The sequence below is a fragment of the Methylobacterium nigriterrae genome, assembly GCF_037106235.1.
Taxonomy (GTDB): domain Bacteria; phylum Pseudomonadota; class Alphaproteobacteria; order Rhizobiales; family Beijerinckiaceae; genus Methylobacterium; species Methylobacterium nigriterrae.
This window is the reverse complement of the sequence record NZ_JBAWTG010000012.1, coordinates 57,760-81,703: the sequence shown is the minus strand read 5'-3', so window position 1 is coordinate 81,703 and position 23,944 is coordinate 57,760. Positions and strand designations below refer to the sequence as shown.

General features: G+C 71.2%; 22 protein-coding genes. 12 read left to right on the top strand and 10 right to left on the bottom strand.

The window, feature by feature from the left end:
* Window positions 1-81 precede the first annotated feature (81 nt).
* Both WDW90_RS09525 and WDW90_RS09520 read left to right on the top strand, forming a co-directional pair.
* On the top strand, window positions 82-1,290 hold the full coding sequence (locus WDW90_RS09525) for an acetyl-CoA C-acetyltransferase (RefSeq protein ID WP_336487148.1): 1,209 nt from the start codon (window positions 82-84) through the stop codon (window positions 1,288-1,290).
* Between the two features lie 122 nt (window positions 1,291-1,412).
* Window positions 1,413-1,895: a DUF2059 domain-containing protein gene (locus WDW90_RS09520; protein WP_336487147.1), complete on the top strand. Its 483-nt coding sequence runs from the start codon at window positions 1,413-1,415 to the stop codon at window positions 1,893-1,895.
* A gap of 60 nt (window positions 1,896-1,955) precedes the next feature.
* On the opposite strand, the gene WDW90_RS09515 is transcribed toward WDW90_RS09520, so the two are convergent.
* On the bottom strand, window positions 1,956-2,738 hold the full coding sequence (locus WDW90_RS09515; protein WP_336487146.1) for an EAL domain-containing protein: 783 nt from the start codon (window positions 2,736-2,738) through the stop codon (window positions 1,956-1,958).
* 106 nt (window positions 2,739-2,844) lie between these two features.
* On the opposite strand from WDW90_RS09515, the gene WDW90_RS09510 reads away from it, so the two are divergent.
* A complete protein-coding gene (locus tag WDW90_RS09510; protein WP_336487145.1) occupies window positions 2,845-5,043 on the top strand; it encodes a 3-hydroxyacyl-CoA dehydrogenase NAD-binding domain-containing protein in 2,199 nt (732 codons plus the stop codon).
* 67 nt (window positions 5,044-5,110) lie between these two features.
* On the opposite strand, the gene WDW90_RS09505 is transcribed toward WDW90_RS09510, so the two are convergent.
* Both WDW90_RS09505 and ligA read right to left on the bottom strand, forming a co-directional pair.
* The gene (locus WDW90_RS09505) at window positions 5,111-6,028 is read right to left on the bottom strand and encodes a 3'-5' exonuclease (RefSeq protein WP_336487144.1); all 918 of its coding nucleotides are present in this window, start codon (window positions 6,026-6,028) and stop codon (window positions 5,111-5,113) included.
* 343 nt (window positions 6,029-6,371) lie between these two features.
* Complete coding sequence (ligA, locus tag WDW90_RS09500) at window positions 6,372-8,807, bottom strand: NAD-dependent DNA ligase LigA (protein ID WP_336487143.1); 2,436 nt, start codon at window positions 8,805-8,807, stop codon at window positions 6,372-6,374.
* Between the two features lie 334 nt (window positions 8,808-9,141).
* On the opposite strand from ligA, the gene msrQ reads away from it, so the two are divergent.
* Window positions 9,142-10,023, top strand: coding sequence for a protein-methionine-sulfoxide reductase heme-binding subunit MsrQ (gene msrQ, locus WDW90_RS09495; RefSeq protein WP_336487142.1), 882 nt, complete (start codon window positions 9,142-9,144; stop codon window positions 10,021-10,023).
* Window positions 10,024-10,096: 73 nt separating this feature from the next.
* The gene (locus tag WDW90_RS09490) at window positions 10,097-10,411 is read left to right on the top strand and encodes a hypothetical protein (RefSeq protein WP_336487141.1); all 315 of its coding nucleotides are present in this window, start codon (window positions 10,097-10,099) and stop codon (window positions 10,409-10,411) included.
* A 22-nt stretch (window positions 10,412-10,433) separates the two neighbouring features.
* On the opposite strand, the gene pdeM is transcribed toward WDW90_RS09490, so the two are convergent.
* Genes pdeM through WDW90_RS09475 form a run of 3 tightly spaced genes read right to left on the bottom strand, consistent with a single transcriptional unit; the run spans window position 10,434 to window position 14,699 of the window.
* The gene (pdeM, locus tag WDW90_RS09485; RefSeq protein ID WP_336487140.1) at window positions 10,434-11,147 is read right to left on the bottom strand and encodes a ligase-associated DNA damage response endonuclease PdeM; all 714 of its coding nucleotides are present in this window, start codon (window positions 11,145-11,147) and stop codon (window positions 10,434-10,436) included.
* 35 nt (window positions 11,148-11,182) lie between these two features.
* Window positions 11,183-13,744 carry a ligase-associated DNA damage response DEXH box helicase gene (locus tag WDW90_RS09480; RefSeq protein WP_336487139.1) on the bottom strand — a complete coding sequence of 854 codons (2,562 nt, stop codon included), beginning with the start codon at window positions 13,742-13,744 and terminating at the stop codon, window positions 11,183-11,185.
* Window positions 13,737-14,699: an alpha/beta hydrolase gene (locus tag WDW90_RS09475; RefSeq protein WP_336487138.1), complete on the bottom strand. Its 963-nt coding sequence runs from the start codon at window positions 14,697-14,699 to the stop codon at window positions 13,737-13,739. The genes WDW90_RS09480 and WDW90_RS09475 overlap by 8 nt, the downstream gene beginning before the upstream one ends.
* Before the next feature lie 265 nt (window positions 14,700-14,964).
* On the opposite strand from WDW90_RS09475, the gene WDW90_RS09470 reads away from it, so the two are divergent.
* Window positions 14,965-15,321 carry a DUF6460 domain-containing protein gene (locus WDW90_RS09470; protein WP_336487167.1) on the top strand — a complete coding sequence of 119 codons (357 nt, stop codon included), beginning with the start codon at window positions 14,965-14,967 and terminating at the stop codon, window positions 15,319-15,321.
* A gap of 116 nt (window positions 15,322-15,437) precedes the next feature.
* Complete coding sequence (locus WDW90_RS09465) at window positions 15,438-16,811, top strand: MATE family efflux transporter (RefSeq protein WP_336487137.1); 1,374 nt, start codon at window positions 15,438-15,440, stop codon at window positions 16,809-16,811.
* Here the strand turns inward: WDW90_RS09465 and WDW90_RS09460 are convergent.
* The gene (locus WDW90_RS09460; protein ID WP_336487136.1) at window positions 16,780-17,136 is read right to left on the bottom strand and encodes a hypothetical protein; all 357 of its coding nucleotides are present in this window, start codon (window positions 17,134-17,136) and stop codon (window positions 16,780-16,782) included. The genes WDW90_RS09465 and WDW90_RS09460 overlap by 32 nt on opposite strands.
* A gap of 314 nt (window positions 17,137-17,450) precedes the next feature.
* On the opposite strand from WDW90_RS09460, the gene WDW90_RS09455 reads away from it, so the two are divergent.
* Complete coding sequence (locus WDW90_RS09455) at window positions 17,451-18,335, top strand: HpcH/HpaI aldolase/citrate lyase family protein (protein WP_336487135.1); 885 nt, start codon at window positions 17,451-17,453, stop codon at window positions 18,333-18,335.
* 180 nt (window positions 18,336-18,515) lie between these two features.
* Window positions 18,516-18,815, top strand: a complete 300-nt coding sequence (locus WDW90_RS09450; protein WP_336487134.1) for a hypothetical protein — start codon at window positions 18,516-18,518, stop codon at window positions 18,813-18,815.
* A gap of 6 nt (window positions 18,816-18,821) precedes the next feature.
* Here WDW90_RS09450 and WDW90_RS09445 read toward each other — a convergent pair whose 3' ends face one another.
* The 3 genes from WDW90_RS09445 to WDW90_RS09435 form a co-directional block, all read right to left on the bottom strand.
* Entirely contained in the window at window positions 18,822-19,145 is a 324-nt protein-coding gene (locus tag WDW90_RS09445; RefSeq protein WP_336487133.1) for a hypothetical protein, read from the bottom strand.
* 174 nt (window positions 19,146-19,319) lie between these two features.
* Window positions 19,320-20,396, bottom strand: a complete 1,077-nt coding sequence (locus WDW90_RS09440) for a quinone-dependent dihydroorotate dehydrogenase (RefSeq protein WP_336487132.1) — start codon at window positions 20,394-20,396, stop codon at window positions 19,320-19,322.
* Entirely contained in the window at window positions 20,393-20,740 is a 348-nt protein-coding gene (locus WDW90_RS09435) for a DUF952 domain-containing protein (RefSeq protein WP_336487131.1), read from the bottom strand. The genes WDW90_RS09440 and WDW90_RS09435 overlap by 4 nt, the downstream gene beginning before the upstream one ends.
* A gap of 223 nt (window positions 20,741-20,963) precedes the next feature.
* Here WDW90_RS09435 and WDW90_RS09430 point away from each other — a divergent pair, with 223 nt between their 5' ends.
* The 3 genes from WDW90_RS09430 (at window position 20,964) to WDW90_RS09420 (ending at window position 23,943) form a co-directional block, all read left to right on the top strand.
* On the top strand, window positions 20,964-21,596 hold the full coding sequence (locus tag WDW90_RS09430) for a S24 family peptidase (RefSeq protein WP_336487130.1): 633 nt from the start codon (window positions 20,964-20,966) through the stop codon (window positions 21,594-21,596).
* Window positions 21,597-21,705: 109 nt separating this feature from the next.
* Window positions 21,706-22,797: an ATP-binding protein gene (locus WDW90_RS09425; RefSeq protein ID WP_336487129.1), complete on the top strand. Its 1,092-nt coding sequence runs from the start codon at window positions 21,706-21,708 to the stop codon at window positions 22,795-22,797.
* A 177-nt stretch (window positions 22,798-22,974) separates the two neighbouring features.
* Window positions 22,975-23,943, top strand: coding sequence for a TIM44-like domain-containing protein (locus WDW90_RS09420; protein ID WP_336487128.1), 969 nt, complete (start codon window positions 22,975-22,977; stop codon window positions 23,941-23,943).
* Window position 23,944: the final 1 nt, after the last annotated feature.

Sequence of the window (23,944 nt, the reverse complement as noted above, 5' to 3'; positions counted from 1 at the left end):
GCCCGCTCACGCGGGCACCTCAGGATGAGGTAGGGGAGGGAGGACGGATCGCGTCGGCTTCGTCTGAATGAGGAAACACACATGCCCGAGGCCTACATCTACGATCACGTGCGCACCCCGCGCGGGCGCGGCAAGCCGGACGGGTCGCTGCACGAGGTGACGGCTCTGCGCCTCGCCGAGGTCGCCCTGCGCGCCCTGAAGGAGCGCAACGACCTCGACACGCGCAGGGTCGACGACGTGGTGCTCGGCTGCGTCGATCCGGTCGGCGAGGCCGGCGGCGACATCGCCCGCGCGGCCGCGCTCGTGGCCGATTACGGCACCCACGTCCCGGGCGTGCAGATCAACCGCTTCTGCGCCTCGGGCCTCGACGCGATCAACTTCGCGGCGGCGCAGGTCATGGCCGGCCAGCACGACATGACGGTCGGCGGCGGCGTCGAGTCGATGAGCCGCGTCGGCCTCGGCGCCTCGGGCGGCGCCTGGCCGGTCGACCCGGCCATCGCCATCAAGTCCTACTTCATGCCCCAGGGCGTCTCGGCCGACCTGATCGCCACCAAGTACGGCTTCGGCCGCGACGCCTGCGACGCCTACGCGGTCGAGTCGCAGAAGCGCTCGGCGGCCTCGTGGGAGCAGGGCCTGTTTAAGAACTCGGTCGTGCCCGTGCGCGACGTCAACGGCATCACGCTGCTCGACCGGGACGAGCATATGCGGCCCGGCACCGACATGCAGTCGCTGGCGAGCCTCAAGGCCTCCTTCGTGCAGATGGGCCAGATGGGCGGCTTCGATGCGGTCGCGACCGACGCGCATCCGGACGTCGAGGCGGTGGAGCACGTCCACCATGCCGGCAACTCCTCGGGCATCGTGGACGGCGCGGCCGCCGTTCTGATCGGCTCGAAGGAGGCCGGCGACGCCGCGGGCCTCAAGCCCCGCGCCCGCATCCGCGCGTTTGCCAATATCGGCTCGGATCCGGCCCTGATGCTGACCGGCCCGGTCGACGTAACCCGCAAGGTGCTAGCGCGGGCCGGCATGCAGCTCTCCGACATCGACCTGTTCGAGATCAACGAGGCCTTCGCCTCGGTGGTGCTGCGCTTCCAGCAGGCCTTCGACCTCGACCCGGCCAAGGTCAACGTCAATGGCGGGGCCATCGCGATGGGCCATCCGCTCGGCGCCACCGGCGCGATGATCCTCGGGACCGTGCTCGACGAGCTGGAGCGCACCGGCAAGGAGCGGGCGCTGGTGACGCTCTGCATCGGCGCCGGCATGGGCACGGCGACCATCATCGAGCGGGTCTGACCCGGACGCCCGAGGGGTGCGGCGCGGGGGCGCGCCTCCCAAACCCTTGCGAACACTGGTAGAGGGCGGCCCGGCCGTCGCCGAGGCGCGACGGACCGAGACAGCACAAGGGAAACGCCACGATGACGCGACTGCTCGCCGCCCTCTGCCTGACTACGGCCCTCGCCCTGCCGCTCGCCGCCCGCGCCGACGAGGCCGCCGACAAGCTCGCGGAGGCCAAGGCCCTGGTTCAGAAGACCCTGATCAAGAACCTGGAGAACGGCTTCAATGGCGCCCTGGAGAAGACCGTGGCGCCCATGAAGGACGACAAGGCCGACGCCGTCCGCAAGGAGGTGCGCGCCGAGTTCGAGCGCCAGCGCACCGTCATGCTGGACGGCCTCGCCAAGGAATACGCCGACAAGTTCTCGCTCGACGAGCTGAAGCGCATCAACGCGATCTACGACGACAAGACCTACCAGAAGTTCCAGGCGATCAACGCCGATCCGTCCTCGACGGTCACCACGATCTCGCAGAACGCGGTGACCAAGCTCCTCAACATGCTGTCGGTGGCGGCGGCGGGGGACGGCGAGGGCGGCCCGGCCGGGATGCCGATGCCGGCCCGCTGAGGGCCGGCATCGGCGCGGATTCGGGGAGCGCCTCGGGGGCGCGGTCAGAGCATGCAGATCCTAGGCAACCCGCTCCAGGGACGCCGGCTCCCCGAAGCCGGCGACCTCCGGCAGGCCCTCCAGGAGAGGACGCGCGAAATGGTAGCCCTGGAACAGGGTGATGCCGAGGTCCCGCAGGGCATCGAGCTCGCCCCGCGTCTCGATCCCCTCGGCCAACACCGTGACCGAGAGGGCGCGCGCGATGGCGACGAGGCCGGCGACGATGCCCCGCCGGCCCTCGTCCGCATCGATGCCGCGGATCAGGTCCATGTCGATCTTGATCAGGTCCGGGCGGAAATTCGCCAGCAGGCTGAGGCCCGCATAGCCCGCGCCGAAATCGTCGAGGGCCGTCAGGAAACCCTGGCGGCGATACTCGGAGACGATCCGGCGCACGTGCTCGGTGTCGCGGAAGCGCTCGTTCTCCGTGAACTCGAACATGATGCGCTCGTGGGCGAAGCCGACGCGGCGGGCGGCCTCCAGCGAGGCGCGGATGCAGGCGGCGGGCTCGTAGACCGCGTTCGGCATGAAGTTGATCGACAGGCGCGTCTCGCCGTCCCGCGGGAACAGGCGGCCGGCCAGCTCGATCGCCCGGACGCGGGCGGCCTGGTCGAACCGGTAGCGCGTGTCGTCCGTCACCCGGTCGAGGATCGAGGCGGCCGACTGGCCCTCCGGCCCGCGCACCAGGGCCTCGTAGCCCCAGACCCGGTCCCGAGCCAGGTCGAGGATCGGCTGGAAGGCCATCGTGAAGGCGAAGTCGAGTTCGGCGCCGTCGCGGCAGGCGCGGCACGGCTTGAGATGGCTCATCGTGTTCAGGACCTGGTGATCCCCCCGAGCACAACTCTAGGGTGACGTTCCCTCCCGTCTCCTTAACGTCCCGACAGATCATGACCCGGCAGAACGAGGATCAGCGATGAATTTGGTCAATTTCCGCTTCGAGACCGATGCCGACGGCATCGCGCTCGCCACCTGGGACATGCCCGGCCGCTCGATGAACGTCATCACGCCGGAGGTGATGGACGAGCTCGCGCAGATCGTCGACGCCGTCGCGGGCGACGCCGCCATCAAGGGTTGCGTCATCGCCTCGGGCAAGGACAACTTCTCGGGCGGCGCCGACCTGACCATGCTGCAGGGCCTCGGCCGGGAATACGAGCGCCTCAAGGCCGAGCAGGGCGAGGAGGCGGCGATGCGCCACTTCTTCGAGGAATCGCGCCGCCTGACGCTCCTCTACCGGAGGCTCGAGACCTGCGGGAAGCCCTTCGCGGCGGCGGTCTCGGGTGTCTGCCTCGGCGGCGCCTTCGAGCTGGCGCTAGCCTGCCACCACCGCATCCTGGCAGATGACGACAGGACCCGCGTCGGACTGCCGGAGATCAAGGTCGGCCTGTTTCCCGGCGCCGGCGGCACGCAGCGCGTGGCGCGCCTGATGCAGACGGGCGACGCGCTGCAGATGCTGTTCAAGGGCGAGCAGATCCGCCCGCTGATGGCGCGGAACATGGGCCTCGTCCACGCCGTCGCCCCGAAGGAGGAGATCGTCGACAGGGCGAAGGAGTGGATCAAGGCCGGCGGCTCGGCCGTCGCACCCTGGGACGTGCCGAAGTTCAAGGCGCCCTCCGGCAAGGTCTACTCGCCCGCCGGCATGATGATCTGGCCGCCCGCCAACGCCATCTACCGGCGCGAGACGCACGACAATTATCCGGCCGCCAAGGCGATCCTGGCCTCGGTCTACGAGGGCCTGCAGCTGCCGATGGACCTCGCGCTGCGGGTCGAGAGCCGATACTTCGCCAAGATCCTGCGCTCCACCGAAGCCGCGGCCATGATCCGCACCCTGTTCATCTCCATGGGCGAGCTGAACAAGGGCGCGCGCCGGCCGAGGGATGTGGCCCCGACGAGCGTCGGGACGGTCGGCGTGGTCGGCGCCGGCTTCATGGGCGCGGGCGTCGCCTACGTCACCGCCAATGCCGGCATGGAGGTGGTGCTGATCGACCAGTCGGTGAAGGCTGCCGAGAAGGGCAAGGCCTACGCCCACACGCTCGTCACCAACCAGATCAACAAGGGCCGCGCCAAGACGGCCGACCGCGACGCGCTGCTCGCCCGCATCCGGACGAGTGCCGACTACGCCGACCTCGCCGGTTGCGACCTCGTCATCGAGGCCGTGTTCGAGGACCCGAAGGTGAAGGCCGAGGTGATCGCCAAGGTCGAGGCGGTGATCGGCGAGGACGTGATCTTCGCCTCCAACACCTCGACGCTGCCGATCTCGGGCCTCGCCAAGGCGTCGCGCCGCCCGGATCAGTTCGTCGGCATCCACTTCTTCTCGCCGGTCGAGAAGATGATGCTCGTCGAGATCATCAAGGGCGAGGGCACGGGCGAGCGCGCCATCGCCACCGCCCTCGACTACGTGCGGGCCATCAAGAAGACCCCGATCGTCGTCAACGACTCGCGCGGCTTCTTCGCCAATCGCTGCGTGACCGCCTACCTGCTCGAGGGGCACAAGATGCTGCTCGAGGGTGTGCCACCCGCGATGATCGAGGCGGCCGGCCGCATGGCCGGCATGCCGGTGGGGCCCCTCTCGCTCAACGACGAGGTCGCGCTCGATCTCGGCCTCAAGATCGCCAGGGCCACGGAGGCGCAGCTCGGCCCCGACGCGGTCGATCCGGGCCAGAAGGCGCTCCTCGTCGAGCTCGTTGAGAATCAGGGCCGGCTCGGGCGCAAGAACCGCAAGGGCTTCTACGATTACCCGGACGCGGCCCCGAAGCGCCTCTGGCCCGGCCTCAGGGACCTGCAGCCGACGCATCTCGACCCCGACACGATCGACGTGCAGGAGCTGAAGCACCGCCTGCTCGTGGTGCAGGCGCTGGAGGCCGCCCGCACGGTCGGCGAGGGCGTGGTGACGGATCCGCGCGAGGCCGATGTCGGCTCGATCCTGGGCTTCGGCTTCGCGCCCTTCACCGGGGGCGCCCTGTCCTACATCGACTTCATGGGCGCCAAGACCTTCGCGGACCTCGCCCGCAGCCTCGAGGCCAAGCACGGCCCGCGCTTCGCCGTGCCCGACAACCTCGCCCGCATGGCCGAGACCGGCGGCACCTTCTACGGCGCCGTGAAGGACGCGGCGTAGGCGCGGCGCCCGCGACGGCACCCCTCTCCCCGCCAGGCGGGAGAGGGGTTGCGCACCACCGATCGATCTACGCCGCCTGCACCCGCCGCACCCGCTCGGGCTCGACGCGGTGCCCGGCCGGCGCCGACGCGATCAGCCGGCGCAGGCGCTCGACATCCGCGAGATTGGTCGAGACCAAGTCGGTGACGTCCCCGTCCACCATCGCGTCGACGTGGCGGCAGCGGCGGCGGTTGCGGCCGGCCATGCAGGTGCAGCGGAGATACAGGCCGAAGGGCCGCTCCTCGAGCGCCACCTCGTAGCGGTTGCCGGTGCTGCCACGGATGGCGAAGCGGATCTCGTCCTCCGCCTGCCGGCCGCGGCGCGCCACGAAGGCCGCCCGGCCGCCGAGGCCCTCGCGTCCGGGCGGCCGCCAGCGCGGCAGGTCCGGTCCGGCGGGCAGCGTCGTCACGCGCAGCGGCAGCACCCGCGGCAGCCCCGCAACGTCCTCCGCGCCGGTCTCCTGCACGGCTGCCAGCGCGATCTCGGCGCAGGCATAGGCGTCCTCGCCCGCATCGTGGTGCTCGAAGCGGATGCCGAGCCGCGCCGCCACCTTGCCGAGGCCGCAGCCGGCCGGGTCCGGAAAGACCTGCCGGGCGATCTGCAGCGTGCAGAGATAGGAGAAGGCCGGCACCGGCAGCCCGTAGGCGGCGAGCCCCGCGCGCAGCACGCCGAGGTCGAAGGGCGCGTTGTGGGCGAGGATCAGCCCGCCTTCGAGATCGGCCAGGAACTCCGCCATCACGGCCGGGAATTCGGGCTCGCCCCGCACGTCGGCCGGCAGGATGCCGTGGACCCGGATGTTGCCGGGCGCGAAGCGCAGCTCCGGCGGCCGGATCAGCCGCGATTCGCGCCGCACGACGCGGTTCCCCTCGATCCACGCGAGCCCCACCGCGCAGGCGCTGTCGCGCCGCTCGTTCGCCGTCTCGAAATCGATCGCCAGGATTGTCATCGGCGGCGACGATAGGGGGAGGGGGAGTCGCGGCGCAACCGGGTTTCACCCGAACGGGCCGTTGGGCCGCAGCGGGGCGGGAGGCCCGACCCCGCGGAGACGACCGGCCTCATGCCAAATCCGCGTGGTCCCGTCGGCGCGGGTAAGAGCTCCCACCCTCGCCCTCATCCCACCCCTCGACCTCATCCTGAGGCGCCGCGCCAGCGGCCTCGAAGGAGGCCTCCAGCGGCCTCTTGGCCTCTCTGGAGCCCTCCTTCGAGGCCTCCGCTGCGCTGCGGCTCCTCAGGATGAGGGGAAGGTGGGAGGACTTGCGCCGAACCGAAGGGATCGGGCGGGCGCCATATCAGGCGCTCTCCACCATCGCGACCCACTCCTCCTCCGAGATCACCTTGACCCCGTGCTTCTCGGCGTCCTTGAGCTTCGAGCCGGCCCCGGGGCCGGCCACCACGAGGTCGGTCTTGGCCGAGACCGAGCCCGAGACCTTGGCGCCGAGGCGCTCGGCCGTGGCCTTGGCCTCGTTGCGGGTCATCCGCTCGAGCGAGCCGGTGAACACCACGGTCCTGCCAGCGAAGGCGGCGGCCGAGCCCGCCGCCTGCATGGGCTCGACCGCGACCTCGGCGAGCAGCGCCTGCACGGCCGCCTCGTTGTGGGGCTCGGAGAAGAACTGGATCAGCGAATCGGTCGCGACGGGGCCGATCTCGCCGTCATCGGCGAAGTGGTGATAGGCCTCGCCCGGCTGCTGCGCGGCGGCGCGGGCGAGCGCGGCCTCGGCCGCCTCGAGGCTCCCGTAATGGGCGGTCAGGCTCTCGCGCTGGCTCGCCGTGAGGCGCGCGCGCGGGCCCTCCTCGCCCTCCTCGCCCTCGGCCCGCAGCAGACGGTCGCGCGTGGTCGGGCCGATCCGCGGCACGGTCGAGATCTCGATCCAGTCCGGGCCGGCCTGCGCGTCGGCGGCCGCCCGCAACGCCGCGATCAAGGCCGGCATGTCGGGGAAGCGCTTGGCGAGCGCCTTGGCGGTCGATTCGCCGATCTGCGGGATGCCGAGCGCGAACAGGAAGCGGTTGAGCGGCAGCCTGCGGCGCGCCTCGACCGCCGCCACGAGGTTCTTGATCGCCCTGTCCTCGTCCTCGCCCTTCCGCTTCGCGGCCTTCTTCGGGGGCGGCTCGCCGGCGGCGCGGCGCTCGGCGGACAAAGCCTCGCGGCGGGCGAGGACCGCGGCCTTGAGCCGCTCGAAGTCGAGCCGGAACAGGTCGGCCGGCTGGCGCACGACGCCGGCCTCGAACAGCACCTCGATGTAGGTCTCGCCGAAGCCCTCGATGTCGAAGGCGTTGCGGGAGACGAAGTGCTTCAGCCGCTCGATGCTCTGGGCCGGGCAGATCAGGCCGCCGGTGCAGCGGCGCACCGCGTCGAGCCTGCCCGTGCGCGGGTTGGTCTCGCGGACCGCCCGGCTGCCGCAGGCCGGGCAGGTGGTGGGGAATTCATACGGCTCGGCATCGGCCGGCCGCTTCTCGATAACGACGTCCATCACCTTGGGGATGACGTCGCCCGCCCGCTGCACCACGACGGTATCGCCGACCCGGATGTCGCGGCCCTCGCGGATCGGCTCGCCATCCGCCCCGACCCCCCGCACGTAGCCCTCGTTGTGGAGCGTCGCGTTCGACACGACGACGCCGCCGACCGTCACGGGCCGGAGCCGGGCGAGGGGGTTGAGCGAGCCGGTGCGGCCGACATTGATCTCGATGCCCTCCACCACCGTGAAGGCCGTCTGCGCCGCGAACTTGTGCGCGAGCGCCCAGCGGGGTGCGCGCGAGACGAAGCCGAGCCGGCGCTGCAGGCTCAGGTCGTTCACCTTGTAGACGACGCCGTCGATATCGTAGCCGAGATCCGGCCGCTCGGCCTCGATCGCCCGGTAATGGGCGAGCATCGCCCGCGCCCCGTCGCAGAGCGCCGTGCGGGGGTTCACGGGCAGGCCCCAGGCGCGGAAGCGCTCCATCACCCCGTGCTGCGTGCCCTCGAAGGGCGGGCTCACCTCGCCCCAGGCATAGGCGAAGAAGCGCAAGGGCCGCGAGGCCGTGATGGCGGGATCGAGCTGGCGCAGCGATCCCGCCGCGGCGTTCCGCGGATTGGCGAAGAGGGGCTTGCCCGCCGCCTCCTGCCGGGCGTTGATCGCGGCGAAGTCGGCGTGGCTGAGATAGACCTCGCCGCGCACCTCGCAGACCTCCGGCAGGTCCGTCCCCCGGAGCGTCCCGGGGATGTCCGGGACGGTGCGGGCGTTGGCGGTGACGTTCTCGCCGACCTCGCCGTCGCCCCGCGTCGCCGCCGTGGCGAGCCGGCCCCGCTCGTAGCGCAGCGAGAGGGAGAGCCCGTCGATCTTGGGCTCGGCGGTGAAATCGAGAGGCTCGCCCTCCGGCCAGTTGAGGAAGCGCCGGACGCGGGCGACGAACTCCTCGACCTCCTCGTCCGCGAAGGCGTTGCCGAGCGAGAGCATCGGCACGGCGTGCCGCACCTTCGCGAACTTCTCCGACGGCTTCGCGCCGACCGAGACGCTCGCCGCGCCGGTGCCGGCGAGATCGGGGAAGCGCGCCTCGATGTCCTCGAGTGCGCGCCGGAGCGCGTCGTACTCGGCGTCCGTCATGATCGGCGCGTCGGCCCCGTGATAGGCCTCGTCGGCCTCCGCGATCTCGACGGACAGAGCTTCGTGCCGGGCCCGCGCCTCCTCGGACGTCATCGCGTCGAGGTCGGCCCCCGCTCGCGCGGTCTCCCGTTGGGTTCTGGCAGCCATGGAGGGGTGATGCGTCCGTTTTCGGGAATGGGCGGGCCGCGAACCTAACGCAGGGACATCGGCGGCGCGACGGCTCGGTGCCGGGCATTCCACACCCGTCCCCGGCCGAAGCGGCGCCGTGACGTGATCTTTCCCGTTTGCCCCGGCGGCGCGGAACGGCACCAGTGTTCATGACTTGTTCCGTTTCGCGGGCGACGTTTTGAAGCGGCCGCGCTTCCCAACAAAACCCATATCCGGGACGTAACGGCAGGTCTCGGCGCGGCGAATGACCGGCGCGCGCCCCGCGCCTCCGACCTCTCGGTTGCACAACTTCCAGGAACAGTCAGACCCCGCGATGGCCTCTCGGACGCTCCCTCTGCCCTGGCTCGACCGCGCCGGCCGTCTCTCGTTCCCGAAGCTCGCCACCTTCCTGGCAGCGCTCGCGCCGGGCCTCTACCTCGCGGCCGCCTACCGCCTCGATGCGCTCGGGGCGAAGCCGATCACGGCGCTCCTGCACGGCACCGGCGAATGGTGCATCCGCTTCCTGCTGCTCTCGCTCGCCGTCACGCCGCTCCGGCGCATCGCGAACTGGCCGAGGCTGATCAACCTGCGCCGCATGCTCGGGCTGACGGCGCTCGCCTACGCGCTGATCCACCTCGCCCTCTACGTGGTGGATCAGAACTTCGTCCTCACGAAGGTCGTCAGCGAGATCGCGCTGCGCGTCTACCTGACGATCGGCTTCGTGGCGCTCGTCGGCCTGATCGCGCTCGGGGTGACCTCGACCGACGCGGCGATCCGCCGGATGGGCCAGGGCTGGAACCGTCTGCACCGGCTCGTCTACGCCATCACCGCCTTGGGATTGCTGCACTATTTCCTGCAGTCGAAGATCGACGTCTCCGACCCGGTCTTCTGGACGGGGCTGTTCCTGCTCCTGATGGGCTGGCGGGGCCTGCACCGGGCGGGCCTGCCCTCGCGGCCGCTGCCGCTCCTCGGGCTCGCGGCCGGCACCGCGCTCGCGACCGCGCTCCTCGAGGCGGCCTGGTACGGCCTGCGCAACGGCATCCCGCCGGCGATGGTGCTCGGGGCCAACCTCGATTTCTCCGGGATGATCCGGCCGGCCTGGTGGGTGCTCGCCGCCGGCCTCGCGCTGCCCCTCGTCGGCCTCCTGCGCGGCGAGCCGGACGGCGCGCGGGCTCGGCCCCCCGCGCGGCCGGCCCGCATCGCCCCGGCCGAGTAGGGGCGCCTTGTTCCCGGGCCCGGGAGCCGGCACAAGCGGGCTTCCGGCCGGTCTCGGCCACGGGAATGCAACGATGCGACGGACCGTCATCGCGCTGGGGCTCGCCCTCGCGCTCGGAGCCCCGGCGAGGGCCGCCTGCACGCGCCCCGAGCCGCCGCCGCCCGAGGCCAAGCCGACGAAGCCCGCCCTGCCGCCGAAGCCCGCCTGCCTCGACGCCAAGGGCGGCTGCCCAGGCTGGGAGGCCTACAGCTACAACGACGCGGTCAAGGCCTACAACGCCGAGCTCCAGGCCTTCCGCCCCCTCGCGGAGGCCTACCTGCAGAAGCTCAACGCCTACGTGAAGGGCAGCGCGGATTACGCGCAGTGCGAGGTGAGGACGCTGCAGTAGCCCGGCCCGGTTTGCCGGTTCCTCAGTCCCGCGCCAGCATCGCCCGGCCGATCGCGAAGACGCGCCCGTCGCCGAGGAGATGCGCCGTGAAGCCGTTCGGGAAGAGGGGCTCGAAGGCCCGGTCGCGCACGTTGAGGCCGCCCGCATAGGCGCCGAAGGCCGGCATGACCAGCCGGTGCCCGTCCGTGACGAAGCAGCGCCGCCGCACGGCGCGGCCCCGCATCGCCACCTTGCCGCAGGGATGGAGGTGGCCGGCGATCTCGCCCGCGGCGGCGCCGGGGGTCGGTTCGTGGCGCAACTTCAGATTGCCGAGCATCAGCGTCTCGGCGTAGCGGCCACCGACGCCCTCGGTGACGCTCGCGTCGTGGTTGCCGGCGATCCAGACCCAGTCGCGCCCCTCCTGCAGGGCCGCCACCATGGCACGGTCGCCCGGTTCCATCCGCTCCGGCCCCCGCGCGTCGTGGAAGGAATCGCCGAGCGCCACCACCCGAGCGGGATCGAAGCGCACAACCGCCTCGTGCAGGCAGGCCAGCGTCTCCCGGGTATCGTAGGGCGGCAGGAACTGGCCCGACCGCGCCGCGAAGGCGGACCCCTTCTCCAGATGCAGGTCGGAGACGATCAGGGTTCGGTGGGCCTCGAGCCAGAGGCCGCCGCACAGATCGAGGGTCAGGGTCTCGCCGGCAAGCTCCAGGCCGGGAGATTTGCCAGTCTTCTCAAGTCTCTGGCCGAGCGCCAAGATCGCATCCTCAGATGACGGAGCGGGTTCACCATTCACGCCAGCGCCTCTTCGAGAAGCTGCGCCTCGGCCTCGGCCAGAATCTCGTCGGCCCCCTCGCCGTAGACCCGCTCGCGCCCGATCTCGAGCATGACGGAGACGGAGAGCGGCGAGACGCGGTCGAGCGCCTTGTGGATGATTCGCCCCTGGATGCGCTGTAGCATCATACCGAGGCGCCTCACGTCGAGGAGTCCGGTTGCCGCATCCTGGCGGGCTGCACGCAGAAGTAGGTGATCGGGCTGGTGCTTGCGCAGCACGTCGTAGACGAGGTCGGTCGAGATCGTGACCTGCCGCCCCGTCTTCCTCTGGCCGGGGAAGCGCCGCTCGATCAGGCCCGCGATCACTGCGCATTGCCGGAAGGTGCGCTTCATCATGGCGGATTCGTCGAGCCACGCCTCCAGGTCGTCGCCAAGCATGTCCTCGGCGAACAGCTCCTCAAGGAAGGCCGGCTCGAACCCGATGCGCTCGCCCACGTCGCGCGTCGTCCAGATCGCGATACCGTAATCGTTGGCGGCGAAGCCGAGCGGACGCAGGCGCGCCCGTTCGAGCCGGCGCGTCAGCAGCATGCCGAGCGTCTGGTGGGCGAGGCGCCCCTCGAACGGGAAAGCCGTGAGGTAGTGGCGCCCCCCACGCGGGAACGTCTCGACAAGAAGGTCGCGCGGCCCCGGCAGGATCGAGCGGCGGCGCTGCTGCAGAAGGTAATCGGAAACCTGTCTCGGCAGCCGGTCCCACTCGAACGGATCGGCGATCAGCGCGCGCACCCGCGCGGCCAGGAATGTCGAGAGCGGGAATTTGGCGCCCGCGTAGGAGGGTATGGCAGGGTCCGTGCCGGGACCTGCCTTCGTGACCATCGCCTCGTCCTCGGCAAGGCCTTCGAAACGCAGCACCTCGCCGGCGAACAGGAAGGTGTCGCCGGGCGTGAGCGTCTCGGCAAAGTCCTCCTCGATCTCCCCGAGTACGCGGCCCGTCCTGGGCAGCACCGTGCCGGGCTTTCCGCGCAGCGACCGGGCAAGGCGCACCTTGACCTTCGCGGCCTCGATGATGGTGCCGACATTCATGCGGTATTGCTGGGCGACGCGCGCGTCGCGCACCCGCCAGAGGCCGTCGGCACCGCGCAGAATCTTGGCGAAGCGCTCGTAGGCGCGCAGGGCGTAGCCGCCGGTCGCCACGTAGTCGACGACCTGCTCGAACTCCTCCCAGGAGAGCCCGGCATAGGGCGCGGCCGCGGTGACCTCCTCGTAGAGCGCCACCGGGTCGAAGGCGTCCGCGCAGGCCATGCCGAGAACGTGCTGGGCGAGCACGTCCGGCGCGCCGAGGCGGGCGTCGGGCGTGTCCTGCGCGGCCTCCTCGACGGCGTCGAGGGCGGCCCGGCATTCCAGCATCTCGAAGCGGTTGGCCGGCACGAGATAGGCCTTGGACGGCTCGTCCATCCGGTGGTTGGCGCGCCCGATCCGCTGCATGATCCGGCTCGCGCCTTTCGGCGCGCCGATGTTGACGACGAGGTCGACGTCGCCCCAGTCGATGCCGAGATCGAGGGTGGCGGTGCAGACGATCGCCCGCAACTGTCCCGCCGCCATCGCGGCCTCGACGCGGCGGCGCTGCTGGGCGTCGAGCGAGCCGTGGTGGAGCGCGATGGGCAGCACATCGTCGTTCAGCCGCCACAGCTCCTGGAACGTGTACTCGGCCTGTAGCCGCGTGTTGACGAAGACGAGAACCGTGCGGTGCCGTCGGATCAGCTCGTAGATTGCGGGCATCGACTGGTAGGCGGTGTGCCCCGCGAGCGGCAGGCGCTGGCCGATCTCGAGCATGTGCAGATCGGGCCTCGCGCCGCCCTGAACGACGACGAGGTCGGCCATGGGCGGAGGGTCGAGCGTGGGTTCGCTCTCCCGTGGGGGAGCGGGAGTCGGGTCCCGATCGGGGGTGCCCGGCAGCGCCTTCTGCGGCACGAGATATCGCCGCAACGCGTCCGGCTCCCGCACGGTCGCGGAGAGGCCGATCGCCGTGAGGCCCGGGCTGAGACGGTGCAGGCGCGCGAGAGCCAGCGACAGCAGGTCGCCGCGCTTCGAGGTGACCAGGGCGTGCAGCTCGTCGAGGACGACGCAGCGCAGGGCCGCGAAGAGGTCCGCCGCCTCCCGATGGGCGATCAGGAGCGAGAGCTGCTCGGGCGTCGTCAGCAGGATGTCGGGCGGGCGGTCGATCTGGCGGGTGCGCTTGTGGGCCGGGGTGTCGCCCGTACGGGTCTCGACCCGGATGCCCAGGCCCATCTCGGCGACCGGCGCCTCGAGGTTGCGGGCGATGTCGACCGCCAGCGCCTTGAGGGGCGAGACGTACAGGGTGTGGAGGCCGCCTGGGCGCGCACTCGCCCGACGCCCGGAGAGCGCGACGAGACTCGGCAGGAAGCCCGCCAGCGTCTTGCCCGCACCGGTCGGCGCGACGAGGAGTGCGGAGCGTCCTCGGCCGGCAAGGCGCAGGAGGTCGAGCTGGTGCGCGCGGGGGCGCCAACCGCGTCCGGCGAACCACTCCGCGAAGGCGGGGGGGAGAAGCGGATCCTCAGGCAAGGGCCGTGAGGAAACGGTCGATCAGTTCCAGCGCCCGCTCCGTCATCGCGCCCGGATAACGGATGAAGATGTGGCAGCCGCCCGGATAGACCGCCGTATGGCCGCCGTTGCCGGCAGCCGCCCAGCGGGCCGACATGTAGAGGGTGTCGTCGAGGAGCGGGTCGGCCGTGCCGATGGTGAACAGGGCCGGCGGCAGTCCCTTGAGATCGGCGTAGAGGGGCGAGACGTCAGGACGCCTCCGGTCGACGCCCTCCCGGACGTAGTCATTGGCGAAGTTGGTCAGGTCCCGCGTATTCACGACGAGGCGTTCGTCGCCCCAGTTGCGCACGCTCGGGGTCAGCCCGAGGTCGAAGAAGCCGGCGTTGAGGTTCGCGCCCCGAAACAAGCGCGGCAGCTTGTGCCGGTCCCGCAGGCGCAGAAGCACCATCACGGCGAGGTGCGCGCCGACCGATTCGCCTCCGATCGTGAGCGCGGAGACGCCGAGCTCGGCCTTGCCGGGGCCGGCAAGCCAGAGGGCCGCCGCCTCGCAATCCTCCAACGCCGCCGGGTAGGGATGCTCGGGCGCGAGCCTGTACTCGACGGACAGGCAGACGAACCCGCACCGATCCGCGATCCGCTCCAGCCAGGGGTCCTGCTCGTCGGCCGAGCCCCAGACCCAGCCGCCCCGGTGAATATGCAGGTAGGCGCCGCGGGCGGTCTGGCCCGGCTTCAGCCGGGGACGGATCACCCGCAGAGTCAGCGGCCCGCCCGGCCCCTCGATGATCGTCGTCTCGGCCCTCGCACTCCGCGGCATCGCGGGTGAGGCCTGGGTGCCGCGCCGCCGGCGAGCGCGCACCTCCGCGATCGGCAGATCCCAGGGATCCGCCTGCGCGGCATGGGCGGCGACGATCTCGGCATTGAGCCGTTCGGTCTCGGGATCGATCGTCGCCGGGTCGAAGAGGGCGTGGTCGATCATCGTGGGCCAGTCTCGTCAGAAGTGGTCGAGCGTAACACGGTTGTGCGCAAGCTTGGACGATTTGTCCGCCCGGCGCACGCAGGGCGGAATGCGCAAAGCGCGCCTTGCACCGGCATCTTGGCGGGCCGGCGCCGCATTGCCATCTCGGGTCGATCTGCGAAACGGCCTAACGCCCGGGGAGCGATGTGGTTTCGCGAAGGTGTGACGCATGCGTCACGCTTCCGCCGGGTTCGGGCGCTTGGAAGAGCGCTTTCAGGGGACACGCATGATCGTCGAGCACGAACCGCGCCGTCAGGGACCGCAATACGGAGCCCCGCCGCCAGGGTACCGGGATTCCGGCCATCCAGGCTACCGCACCCGCTCGGGCCTGCACCGCTTCCTCGGCGGCTCGCCGGCGGCGGTGTTCGTGCGCCTCCTGTTCCTGTCCGTGGTCGTGGGCGCCCTCATGGCGATGCTGGGGCTGACACCCGCCCGCCTGTTCTGGCACGCCTACGACACCCTGCGCGTGCTGATCGACCTCGGCCTGGAGACCTTCCACGATTTCGGCGGCTGGATCCTGGCAGGCGCCGTGGTGGTGGTGCCGCTCTGGCTGATCTCGCGGCTGTTGGCAGTGTCCAAGTAGGGCTGTCCGAGAGCGACCGGCCGCTCCCGCCTTCGTGAGCCGCGCCGGCTTGATCCGGCTGCGCGCGGATCCTACGCCGAGACACGAATCCGCAACACGAACCTTTCACCTAGACGATGACCTCCCCCGGTCCCGCGACCGGCCGGCGCGTCCTCGCGCTCGCCCTGCCGATGACGCTCGCGAACGTCACGACGCCGCTCCTCGGCTTCGTCGGCGCCGCGGTAATCGGTCGTCTCGGCGACGCGGCGCTTCTCGGGGCGGTGGCGCTGGGGGCCGTGATCTTCGACGCGATCTTCTGGTCCTTCGGGTCGCTTCGCATGGCGACGGCCGGCCTGACCGCGCAGGCGGTCGGCGCGCGGGATGCCGGCGAGGTGGACTGCACCCTGGCGCGGGCGCTGGCGGCCGGCGCGCTCGCGGGCCTCGCCCTGGTCCTGCTGCAGGGGCCGCTGGCAGCCGGCGCCTTCGCGCTGAGCGGCGCAAGCCCAGCGGTGACGCAGGGCCTCGCGGTCTATTTCCACATCCGCATCTTCGCCGCACCCTTCACGCTCGCGAACTACGCGGTGCTTGGGTCCGTGCTCGGCCGCGGTCGCACGGATCTCGGCCTTCTCCTGCAGGTGGTGATCAACCTCGCCAACATCGCGCTCACCCTCGTGCTCGTGTTGGGCTTCGGGCTCGGACTCGCGGGCGCGGCGCTCGCCACCGTGCTGGCGGAGGCCGCCGGGCTCGGCCTCGGACTGCTGGTCCTCGCCCGGCTCGGTTCCTACCCGTTCCGCGTGCCGCTGTCGGCGGTGCGCGATCCGGCCTCGCTGCGGCGGATGCTGAGCGTCAATGCCGACGTGATCGCACGCACGCTCGCCCTCGTCAGCGCCATCGCGCTGTTCTCGGCACTCGGCGCCCGCTCAGGGGACACGGTGCTGGCGGCGAACGCCGTCCTCTGGAATCTCTTCCTGATCGGCGGGTTCTTCCTCGACGGCTTCGCAACGGCGGCCGAGACCCTGTGCGGGCAGGCGGTCGGCGCGCGGGACGCCGCCGCCTTCCGGCGCGCCGTCTCGCTCTGCCTGCGCTGGTGCATCGGCTTCGGCCTCGGGGTGAGCGTGATCTGCCTCGTGCTCGGCGGCGCCTTCATCGACGCCGTGACGACGAGCCCGGAGGTGCGAGAGGCGGCGCGGCGCTACCTCGCCTTCGCGGCGGCAGCGCCCTTCATCGCCGCGACGCCGTTTGCCTATGACGGCATCTATATCGGCGCCACTTGGACCCGGGCGATGCGCGACCTGATGCTGGCCGCGCTCCTCGCCTACGGGCTCGCACTCGCGGCCGTGCGGTATGCCGACCTCGGCAATGCCGGCCTGTGGCTGTCCTTCCTGGGTTTCCTGGCGGCCCGCGGAATCGGCCAGGCGCTCGCCTATCCGGGTCTCGCCCGCCGGACCTTCGGCGAAGTCCGCACCGCGCCCGGCCGCTTCAGCGCGGATCCTTCCAGGCCGTCCCGCTGACGGAGCCGGTCGCCGCGGGCGCCGTCGGCGTCAGCGTGCGGGGCGCGGCTTCGCGCTCGGCGCTTCGCTGGACAGTGCCGCGGACCGGCATGACCTGGGCGCGGCGGCGCAGGGCCCGGACCCGGCGATGGCGGCGCGAGGCCGCCCGCTCGGTCGAGGAGCCCATGACGCCCCCGATGATGGCGCCCGCCACCGCCCCGACGGGCCCGGCGACGAGCGCGCCCGCCACGGCACCGGAACCGGCACCGACCGCCGTGTTGCTCGCCGCCGATGCGGCCTGCGGCGCGGCCACGGCCAGCATCAGGCCGAAACAGATCGCCTTCATCCTACGACACCCCCAATGGTTCGGGCGGCCTTTGACCAATCGAACGTGACCAAAAGGGGGCGCGCGGAGGCGCAGGATTTTGCTGGTCTTGGCGCCGCGCGGCGAATCAGGGTGTTGCCGGCTGACCCGGGCCGTCAATGCGGGTTGCCTCCGCAGCGACCGCCGGGCATCCGGCCGGATCCGGCTTCGCGTAACCTCGGCCGGCGCGAGTCGGTGTCAAACGGAGCCGTCTATCGCGCATTTAGAATTCAACGAATTGGTGCGGGCGGCGCCGTGCTCTAGGGTCGCGCGCAAACCGAAATAAGGGTCACACCATGTCCGATCTCCGTCTCCGCCGCAGCGTCCTCTACATGCCGGGCTCGAACCTGCGCGCCCTGGAGAAGGCGAAGACCCTGCCGGCCGACGCGCTGATCCTCGATCTCGAGGACGCGGTCGGGCCGGAGGAGAAGGACATCGCCCGCGAGCAGGTCTGCGCCGCCGTCAAGAGCGGCGGCTACGGCGACCGGGAGCTGATCATTCGGGTGAACGCGCCGCCGACCCCTTGGGGCGAGGCCGACCTGCGCAGCGCCATCGAGGCGCGCCCGGATGCGATCCTGATGCCGAAAGTGTCCTCGCCCGCGGTGCTCGAGAGCATCGCCAACCATCTCGAGGCCCTCGACGCGCCGCCCGAGATCAAGGTCTGGGCGATGATCGAGACCCCGGCCGCGATCCTCAACATCCAGAAGATCGCCGCTGCCCGGCGCGACCCGCGCACGCGCCTCACCTGCTTCGTGCTCGGGACGAACGATCTCGCCAAGGATACCTGGGCGCAGCTCGTGCCCGGCCGCGTGCCGATGCTGCCCTGGATCATGTTCACGCTCGCCGCCGCACGGGCGGAGGGCCTGACCATCCTCGACGGCGTCTGGAACGACATCGCCGACGTCGAGGGGTGCCGCACCGAGTGCCGCCAGTCCCGCGACCTCGGCTTCGACGGCAAGACGCTGATCCATCCGAATCAGATCGAGCCCGCCAACACCTCCTTCGCGCCGACCGAGGAGGAAGTGCGTCGCGCCCGTCTCGTGATCGAAGCCTTCGACAAGCCCGAGAATGCCAAGCGCGGCGCCATCAAGGTCGAGGGCCGCATGTACGAGCGCCAGCATATCGGCATGGCCAAGCGCGCGGTCGCATGGTCGGACGCCATCTCGGCGAAAGGCTTCTAGGCCGCCCCGAGCCGCCGCTTCCTCGAGCCCGGCGAGCGCGTCTCGGCGCGGACCTCTCATCCAAGAGGTACTGGGCAGGCGGTCTCCCTAGGCTCTCAGGCGGGTACGGCTTGCCCTCACGCACGCAACGGAATCGGGCGCGCGCTTGAGCCCGGCGCCCGCTCGACTTATGCGGCAGTGATGACCCGAATACCTTTCCTGCGGATGCGGGTGCGGATCCTGGCGGCGCTCGTCGCCGGTCTCGCGGTCGGCCTCGCGATGATGGCCTATGACCGCGCACGGGACGCGCAATGGGCGGTCACGCCGGGCCAGATCGCGGACGCGCAGGCCCATGGCAGGCCCGGCGTCGAGGTTGCGCCCGGCCGCTTCGTCGACCGTCCCGTCCCCGGCGAGGGCGCCGCATGGCTGCCCGTGAAGTGGCTGCTGCTCGGGGCCGGCGCCGCCTGCGCGGTGCTGGCCGGGACCGGCCGGCGACCGTGATCGCCGTTATCGCGCGATGGCCCAGGCGGTGAGAAATTCGACGCTCGCCTGATCGTTGTGCTGCCAGAGGAGTCTGACACGCCGGAAGGTGCGATCGGTCTCCGGCCGGAGGTCGAACGTCGATCCGAGCTTGCCCGCCGGCCTTCGCTCGAACTCGATGAACGCGCCTGTGCGATTCAACTCGCGAATGATGCAGGCGTGGCTCGCGCGACCGTCGCGGATCGTCGCCCGGATGTTGTAGCGAGCGGGTGCCGCGTGCGGAGCGCGGGTCTTGATGAAGGGCGCACGGATCCAGGAGAACATGGCGGCCATCCCGCCGGCGCCCGACAAGGTCGAGGCCGGCTCGTCTGATCGGCATTCCAGCTGCGATGACTGAATATCGCTGACCGAGCCTGCACCGAAAACGTTACAATCCTCTTATCGTCCGATGGAAAGATTTCCACATCTTCATCCGTCGCAATGGGAACTGTCCGAAAGCTTGTCAGGCTCCCCTTCGCGCAAGTGTCAGGCCGTGCGCGCCAAGTCCCCGGCATCGCGCCCGACGACCTGCGCGAGGCCGGTCAGCTCCTCCGCCTTCATGCGCCGGACGAGCCCGGCCTTGATGTCCGGGACGAGTCCCGGGCCAGCATAGACGAGCGCCGAGTAGAGCTGCAGCAGGCTCGCGCCCGCCCGGATCTTGGTCCAGGCAGCCTCGGCCGAATCGATGCCGCCGACGCCGACGAGCGGCACCCGCCCGCCGACCCGCAGGTAGGTCTCGGCCAGAAGCCGCGTCGCGGGGCCGAACAGGGGCCGGCCCGAGAGGCCGCCGGTCTCACGCGCGAGCGCTGCCTCGGCGAGCGAATCGGGCCGCGCGATGGTGGTGTTCGACACGACGAGAGCCTGGACGCCGCGCCGGACTGCCGTGGCGCAGATCGCGTCGAGAGTGTCGAGGGCGATGTCGGGGGCAATCTTGAGGAGCACGGCGGTGGCCGGATGCACCGCGTCCCGCGCCTCGATGACGCGCGCCAGCAACTCGTCCAGAAAGGCTTCGCCCTGCAGGTCGCGCAGGCCGGGCGTGTTGGGCGAGGACACGTTGACTGTGACGAAGCCGACGAGCGGCGCGAGCGCGCGCGTACAGGCGGCGTAGTCGGCGAGACGGTCGGCGGAGTCCTTGTTGGCCCCGATATTGACGCCGACGATGCCGGGGCGGCCGGCCCGAGCGGCGAGCCGTCGCGAGACCACCGCGAGCCCCTCGCTGTTGAGGCCGAACCGGTTGATGACGCCGCCGTCGCGGGTCAGGCGGAACACGCGGGGCTGCGGGTTGCCGGGCTGAGGCCGCGGAACCACGCCGCCGACCTCCACGAAGCCGAATCCGAGCCCGAGGAGCTGGTCCGGCACCGTGGCGCCCTTGTCGAAGCCCGCGGCGAGCCCGACCGGGTTGGGGAAGCGGCGGCCGAGCAGATCGACCGCGAGGCGCGGATCATCGGGCGCGGGCCGTCGCGGCGGCATCAGGCTGAGGGCCCGAAGGGTTAGGTTGTGCGCGCTCTCGGCATCGAGGCCGTGCAGAACCGGGCGCACAAGCGGAAAGAGGGCGCCGATCATGCCGGGATCCCGGCCGGGAAGACGTGACCGCCCTCCGCCCCGAGCGGCAGGTCGTCCACGGAGCGCACGGCGCTCAAGGGAAGCGCGCCGTAGAGATGCGGGAACAGGTCGCCCCCGCGCGAGGGCTCGAAGCGGAGCGCTGCGCCGAGGGCATCCGCCTCCACGGCCACGAGCAGGAGATCGGTGGCTCCATGGAAGTGCCGGGCGGCCGTCTCGGTCACCTGTGCGGCGGTGGAGAAATGGATGAAACCGTCCGCGCGGTCGACGGGCGCGCCGTCGAAGCGGCCCGCGGCCTCGGCCTCCCGCCAGAGGGCGCGGGGGCAGATCTTGTAGATGAGGGGCATCGATAGCGTCCGGTTGGCGGCCGTCGATTAGGCGAGTGGCGGGGCCTCCGCAACCGCGCCCGGCGCGCGGCTCCCCGCTGGCGGACGCGCCGGGTACCAGCCGGGACGGTGCGGAAACGAGTGGCGAAATACGCAGAAGATCAATTGCCTTTCCGGCCGATTAGTTCTAGTTTCCTACAACTAGGCCGTGCGTCTTAGCGGCCGGCGCAGGCTTGGGCCCGACATGCTGTCCCACGAGCAGATCTGGACCGCGATCGATCGCTTGGCCGAGCGTCACGGCTTTTCCGCCTCCGGGCTGGCCCGCCGCGCGGGACTCGACGCCACGAGCTTCAACCGCTCGAAGCGGATCGGGCCCGACGGGCGCAAGCGCTGGCCCTCAACCGAATCGGTCTCGAAGGTGCTCGCCGCCACGGGCGCGAGCCTCGACGAGTTCCTGCGGCTGATCGAACCGCGCGAGGGGCCGCCGCGGGCGATGATCCCGCTGATCGGCATGACGCAGGCGGGCGCCGGCCGCCTCTTCACGGACGAGGGCATGCCGACCGGAGGGCCGGGCTGGGAGGAGATCGAGTTTCCGGATCTCGGCGAGGAGCGGGCCTTCGCGCTGGAGGTCCAGGGCGATTCGATGATCCCGCTCTACCGCGACGGCGACGTGCTGATCGTCTCGCCGACCGCCGGCGTCCGCAAGGGCGACCGCGTGGTGGTGCGCCTGCATGCGGGCGAGGTGCTGGCCAAGGAGCTGAAGCGCCGCACCGCCCGCACGGTGGAGCTGTCGTCGCTCAACCCGGACCACGAGGACCGCGTCGTGAATGTCGGCGAGATCGCCTGGATGGCCCGGGTGATGTGGGTGCGCCAGTAGCGGGCCCGGCCGCGTTCCGTCCCACGGTTGTGCTTCCGCTTGGCCCCCTACCGCGATGCCGCTATCGATAGGTCGTCGGGGCTCGCGGCCCGTCGAGCCGGGATGGATCATGGCGGAGCCCGTAGCGGACGTTCGGAACGGGCCCCGTGCCGGCGTCGATCCGGATTGGATCGCGCTTCTCGACGCCGCCGCGGTGCCGACCTTCCTGGCCGGTGCGGAGGGCACGATCGTCTACGCGAATGCGGCCTTCCTGGCGCTCACCGGTTATGATCGCAGCGCGGTCGAAGGGCGCGACCTGATCGGCCTCCTCGGCGAGCGGGTGCCGGCGGCGGGGACGGAAGAGGTCGCCGGGTCGGAGACCGCCGAGTTCCTGGCGATCACCCGAGGGGGCACCTCCTTCTGGGCGAGCCTGACGCTCGCGCCCGTGGGCGGGGGCCCGTTCAGGCTCGGACAGATCGTCGACGTGACGCGGCGCCGGGAGGCGGAGGGCGCGCTCAGGCTGTCGCGCCAGCGCGAGGCGCTCGGGCTCCTGACGAACAGCGTCGCGCACGAGTTCAACAACTTCCTGCAGATACTGATCGGCTATATCGACGGGCTCAAGCGCCGGCTCGGCGACCGGCCCGAGCCCTTCGTCCAGCGCGCCGTCACCCGTTCGACCGACGCGGCCGAGCGCGCCGCGATCCTCACGCGGCAGCTCCTCGCCTTCTCGCGCCGGATCGCCCCGGACGTGCGCCCGGTCGACCTCGACGCCGTCGTGGCCGGGATCGCGGAGCAATTGCGCCCGAACCTGCCGCCGGGCGTGACCCTTGAGGTCGAGCCGACGCCCGAATTGCCGCCGGCGCTGAGCAACCCGACCCAGGTCGAGCTCGCCCTCGGCCACATCGTCGCCAATGCCTGCGAGGCGATGCCGCAGGGAGGGCGGATCAGGATCGCGACCTTCCGCGTGGCGCCGGGCGACCGCGGCCTGCAGCGTCCCGGCGACGGAGCGGTGGGCATCGCGATCGACGATACCGGCTCCGGCATGTCGCCCGAGATGCTGGCGCGCGCGCTCGCCCCGTTCGCCACGAGCCGCGAGGCCGGGCGCGGTGCCGGCCTGGCCATCGTGCATGGCCTGATGAAGCGCCAGAACGGCACCATCGCGCTCGACAGCCACCCGGGCGAGGGGACGAGCGTGCGCCTGATCTTTCCCGCGGCGGGATGACGGGAACGAGTCGCGCGGGAACGGGTATTCTTGACCAAGCACGTCCGCCGGGCGATTTTCATCCACGAAAACTTTGCCGTTCGACGGACTAAAACACCGCCTCAACCGTCCCCACATTATCGATGGCGACCACGCCACGATGTATTCTCGAACGGTTCCACGCACAGAGGCGAACAGATGCTCACCTCCACCACCCGTCGCAAGCGCACGGCGGCCCTCCTGGCGCTCGCGGCCGCGTTGACGGTCGCGGCGCCCGTCGTCGAGGCTCGCCCGGGCGGCGGCGGCAGCGCCGGCTCGCGCGGGTCGCGCACCTTCAACGCGCCGTCGGCGACACCGACGGCGCCGGGCAGCGCCGCGCCGATCCAGCGCTCGCAGACCCAGCCCGGCGCGGGCTTCAACAATCCCGGCATGCAGGCCCCGAGCCAGGGACGGCGCTTCGGCGGCGGCTTCTTCGCGGGTCTCCTCGGCGCGGGCCTGCTCGGCGCGCTGCTCGGGGGCGGCTTCTTCGGGGGGCTCGGCGGCATCGCGTCGTTCCTGGGCCTCCTGCTTCAGGTCGGCCTCGTCGTGCTGCTCGTCTCCTTCGCGGTGCGCTGGTTCCGCCGCCGCCAGGGCCAGCCGGCCGGCGCTGGTGCGCCCTACGCGCGCTCCGGGCTCGACAACGGCACGGGCGGCAATCCGGGCAATCCTGGCCAGGGCGGCATCGGCGGCATGATGGGTGGCGCCCCCCAGCGTCCCGTTCAGCAGCGTCCGGTCCAGATCGGCCCGAACGACTATCAGGCCTTCGAGCGGCTGCTCGGCGAGATCCAGGATGCCTATTCCCACGAGGACCGGGTCGCCCTGCGCAATCTCGCCACCCCGGAGATGGCGGGCTATTTCGAGGAGGAGCTGCAGGCGAATGCCGCCCGCGGCGTGGTCAACCGGATCTCGAACGTCAAGCTCCTGCAAGGCGATCTCGCGGAAGCCTGGGGCGAGGGTCCGACCGAGTACGCCACCGTCGCGATGCGCTACGCGCTCAACGACGTGAAGCTCGACCGGAACACCAACCGGGTGGTTGAGACCGAGCCCTCCGAGGCGACCGAGCTGTGGACGTTCGTCCGCCAGCAGGGCCGGCCCTGGATCCTCTCGGCGATCCAGCAGACGAACTGAG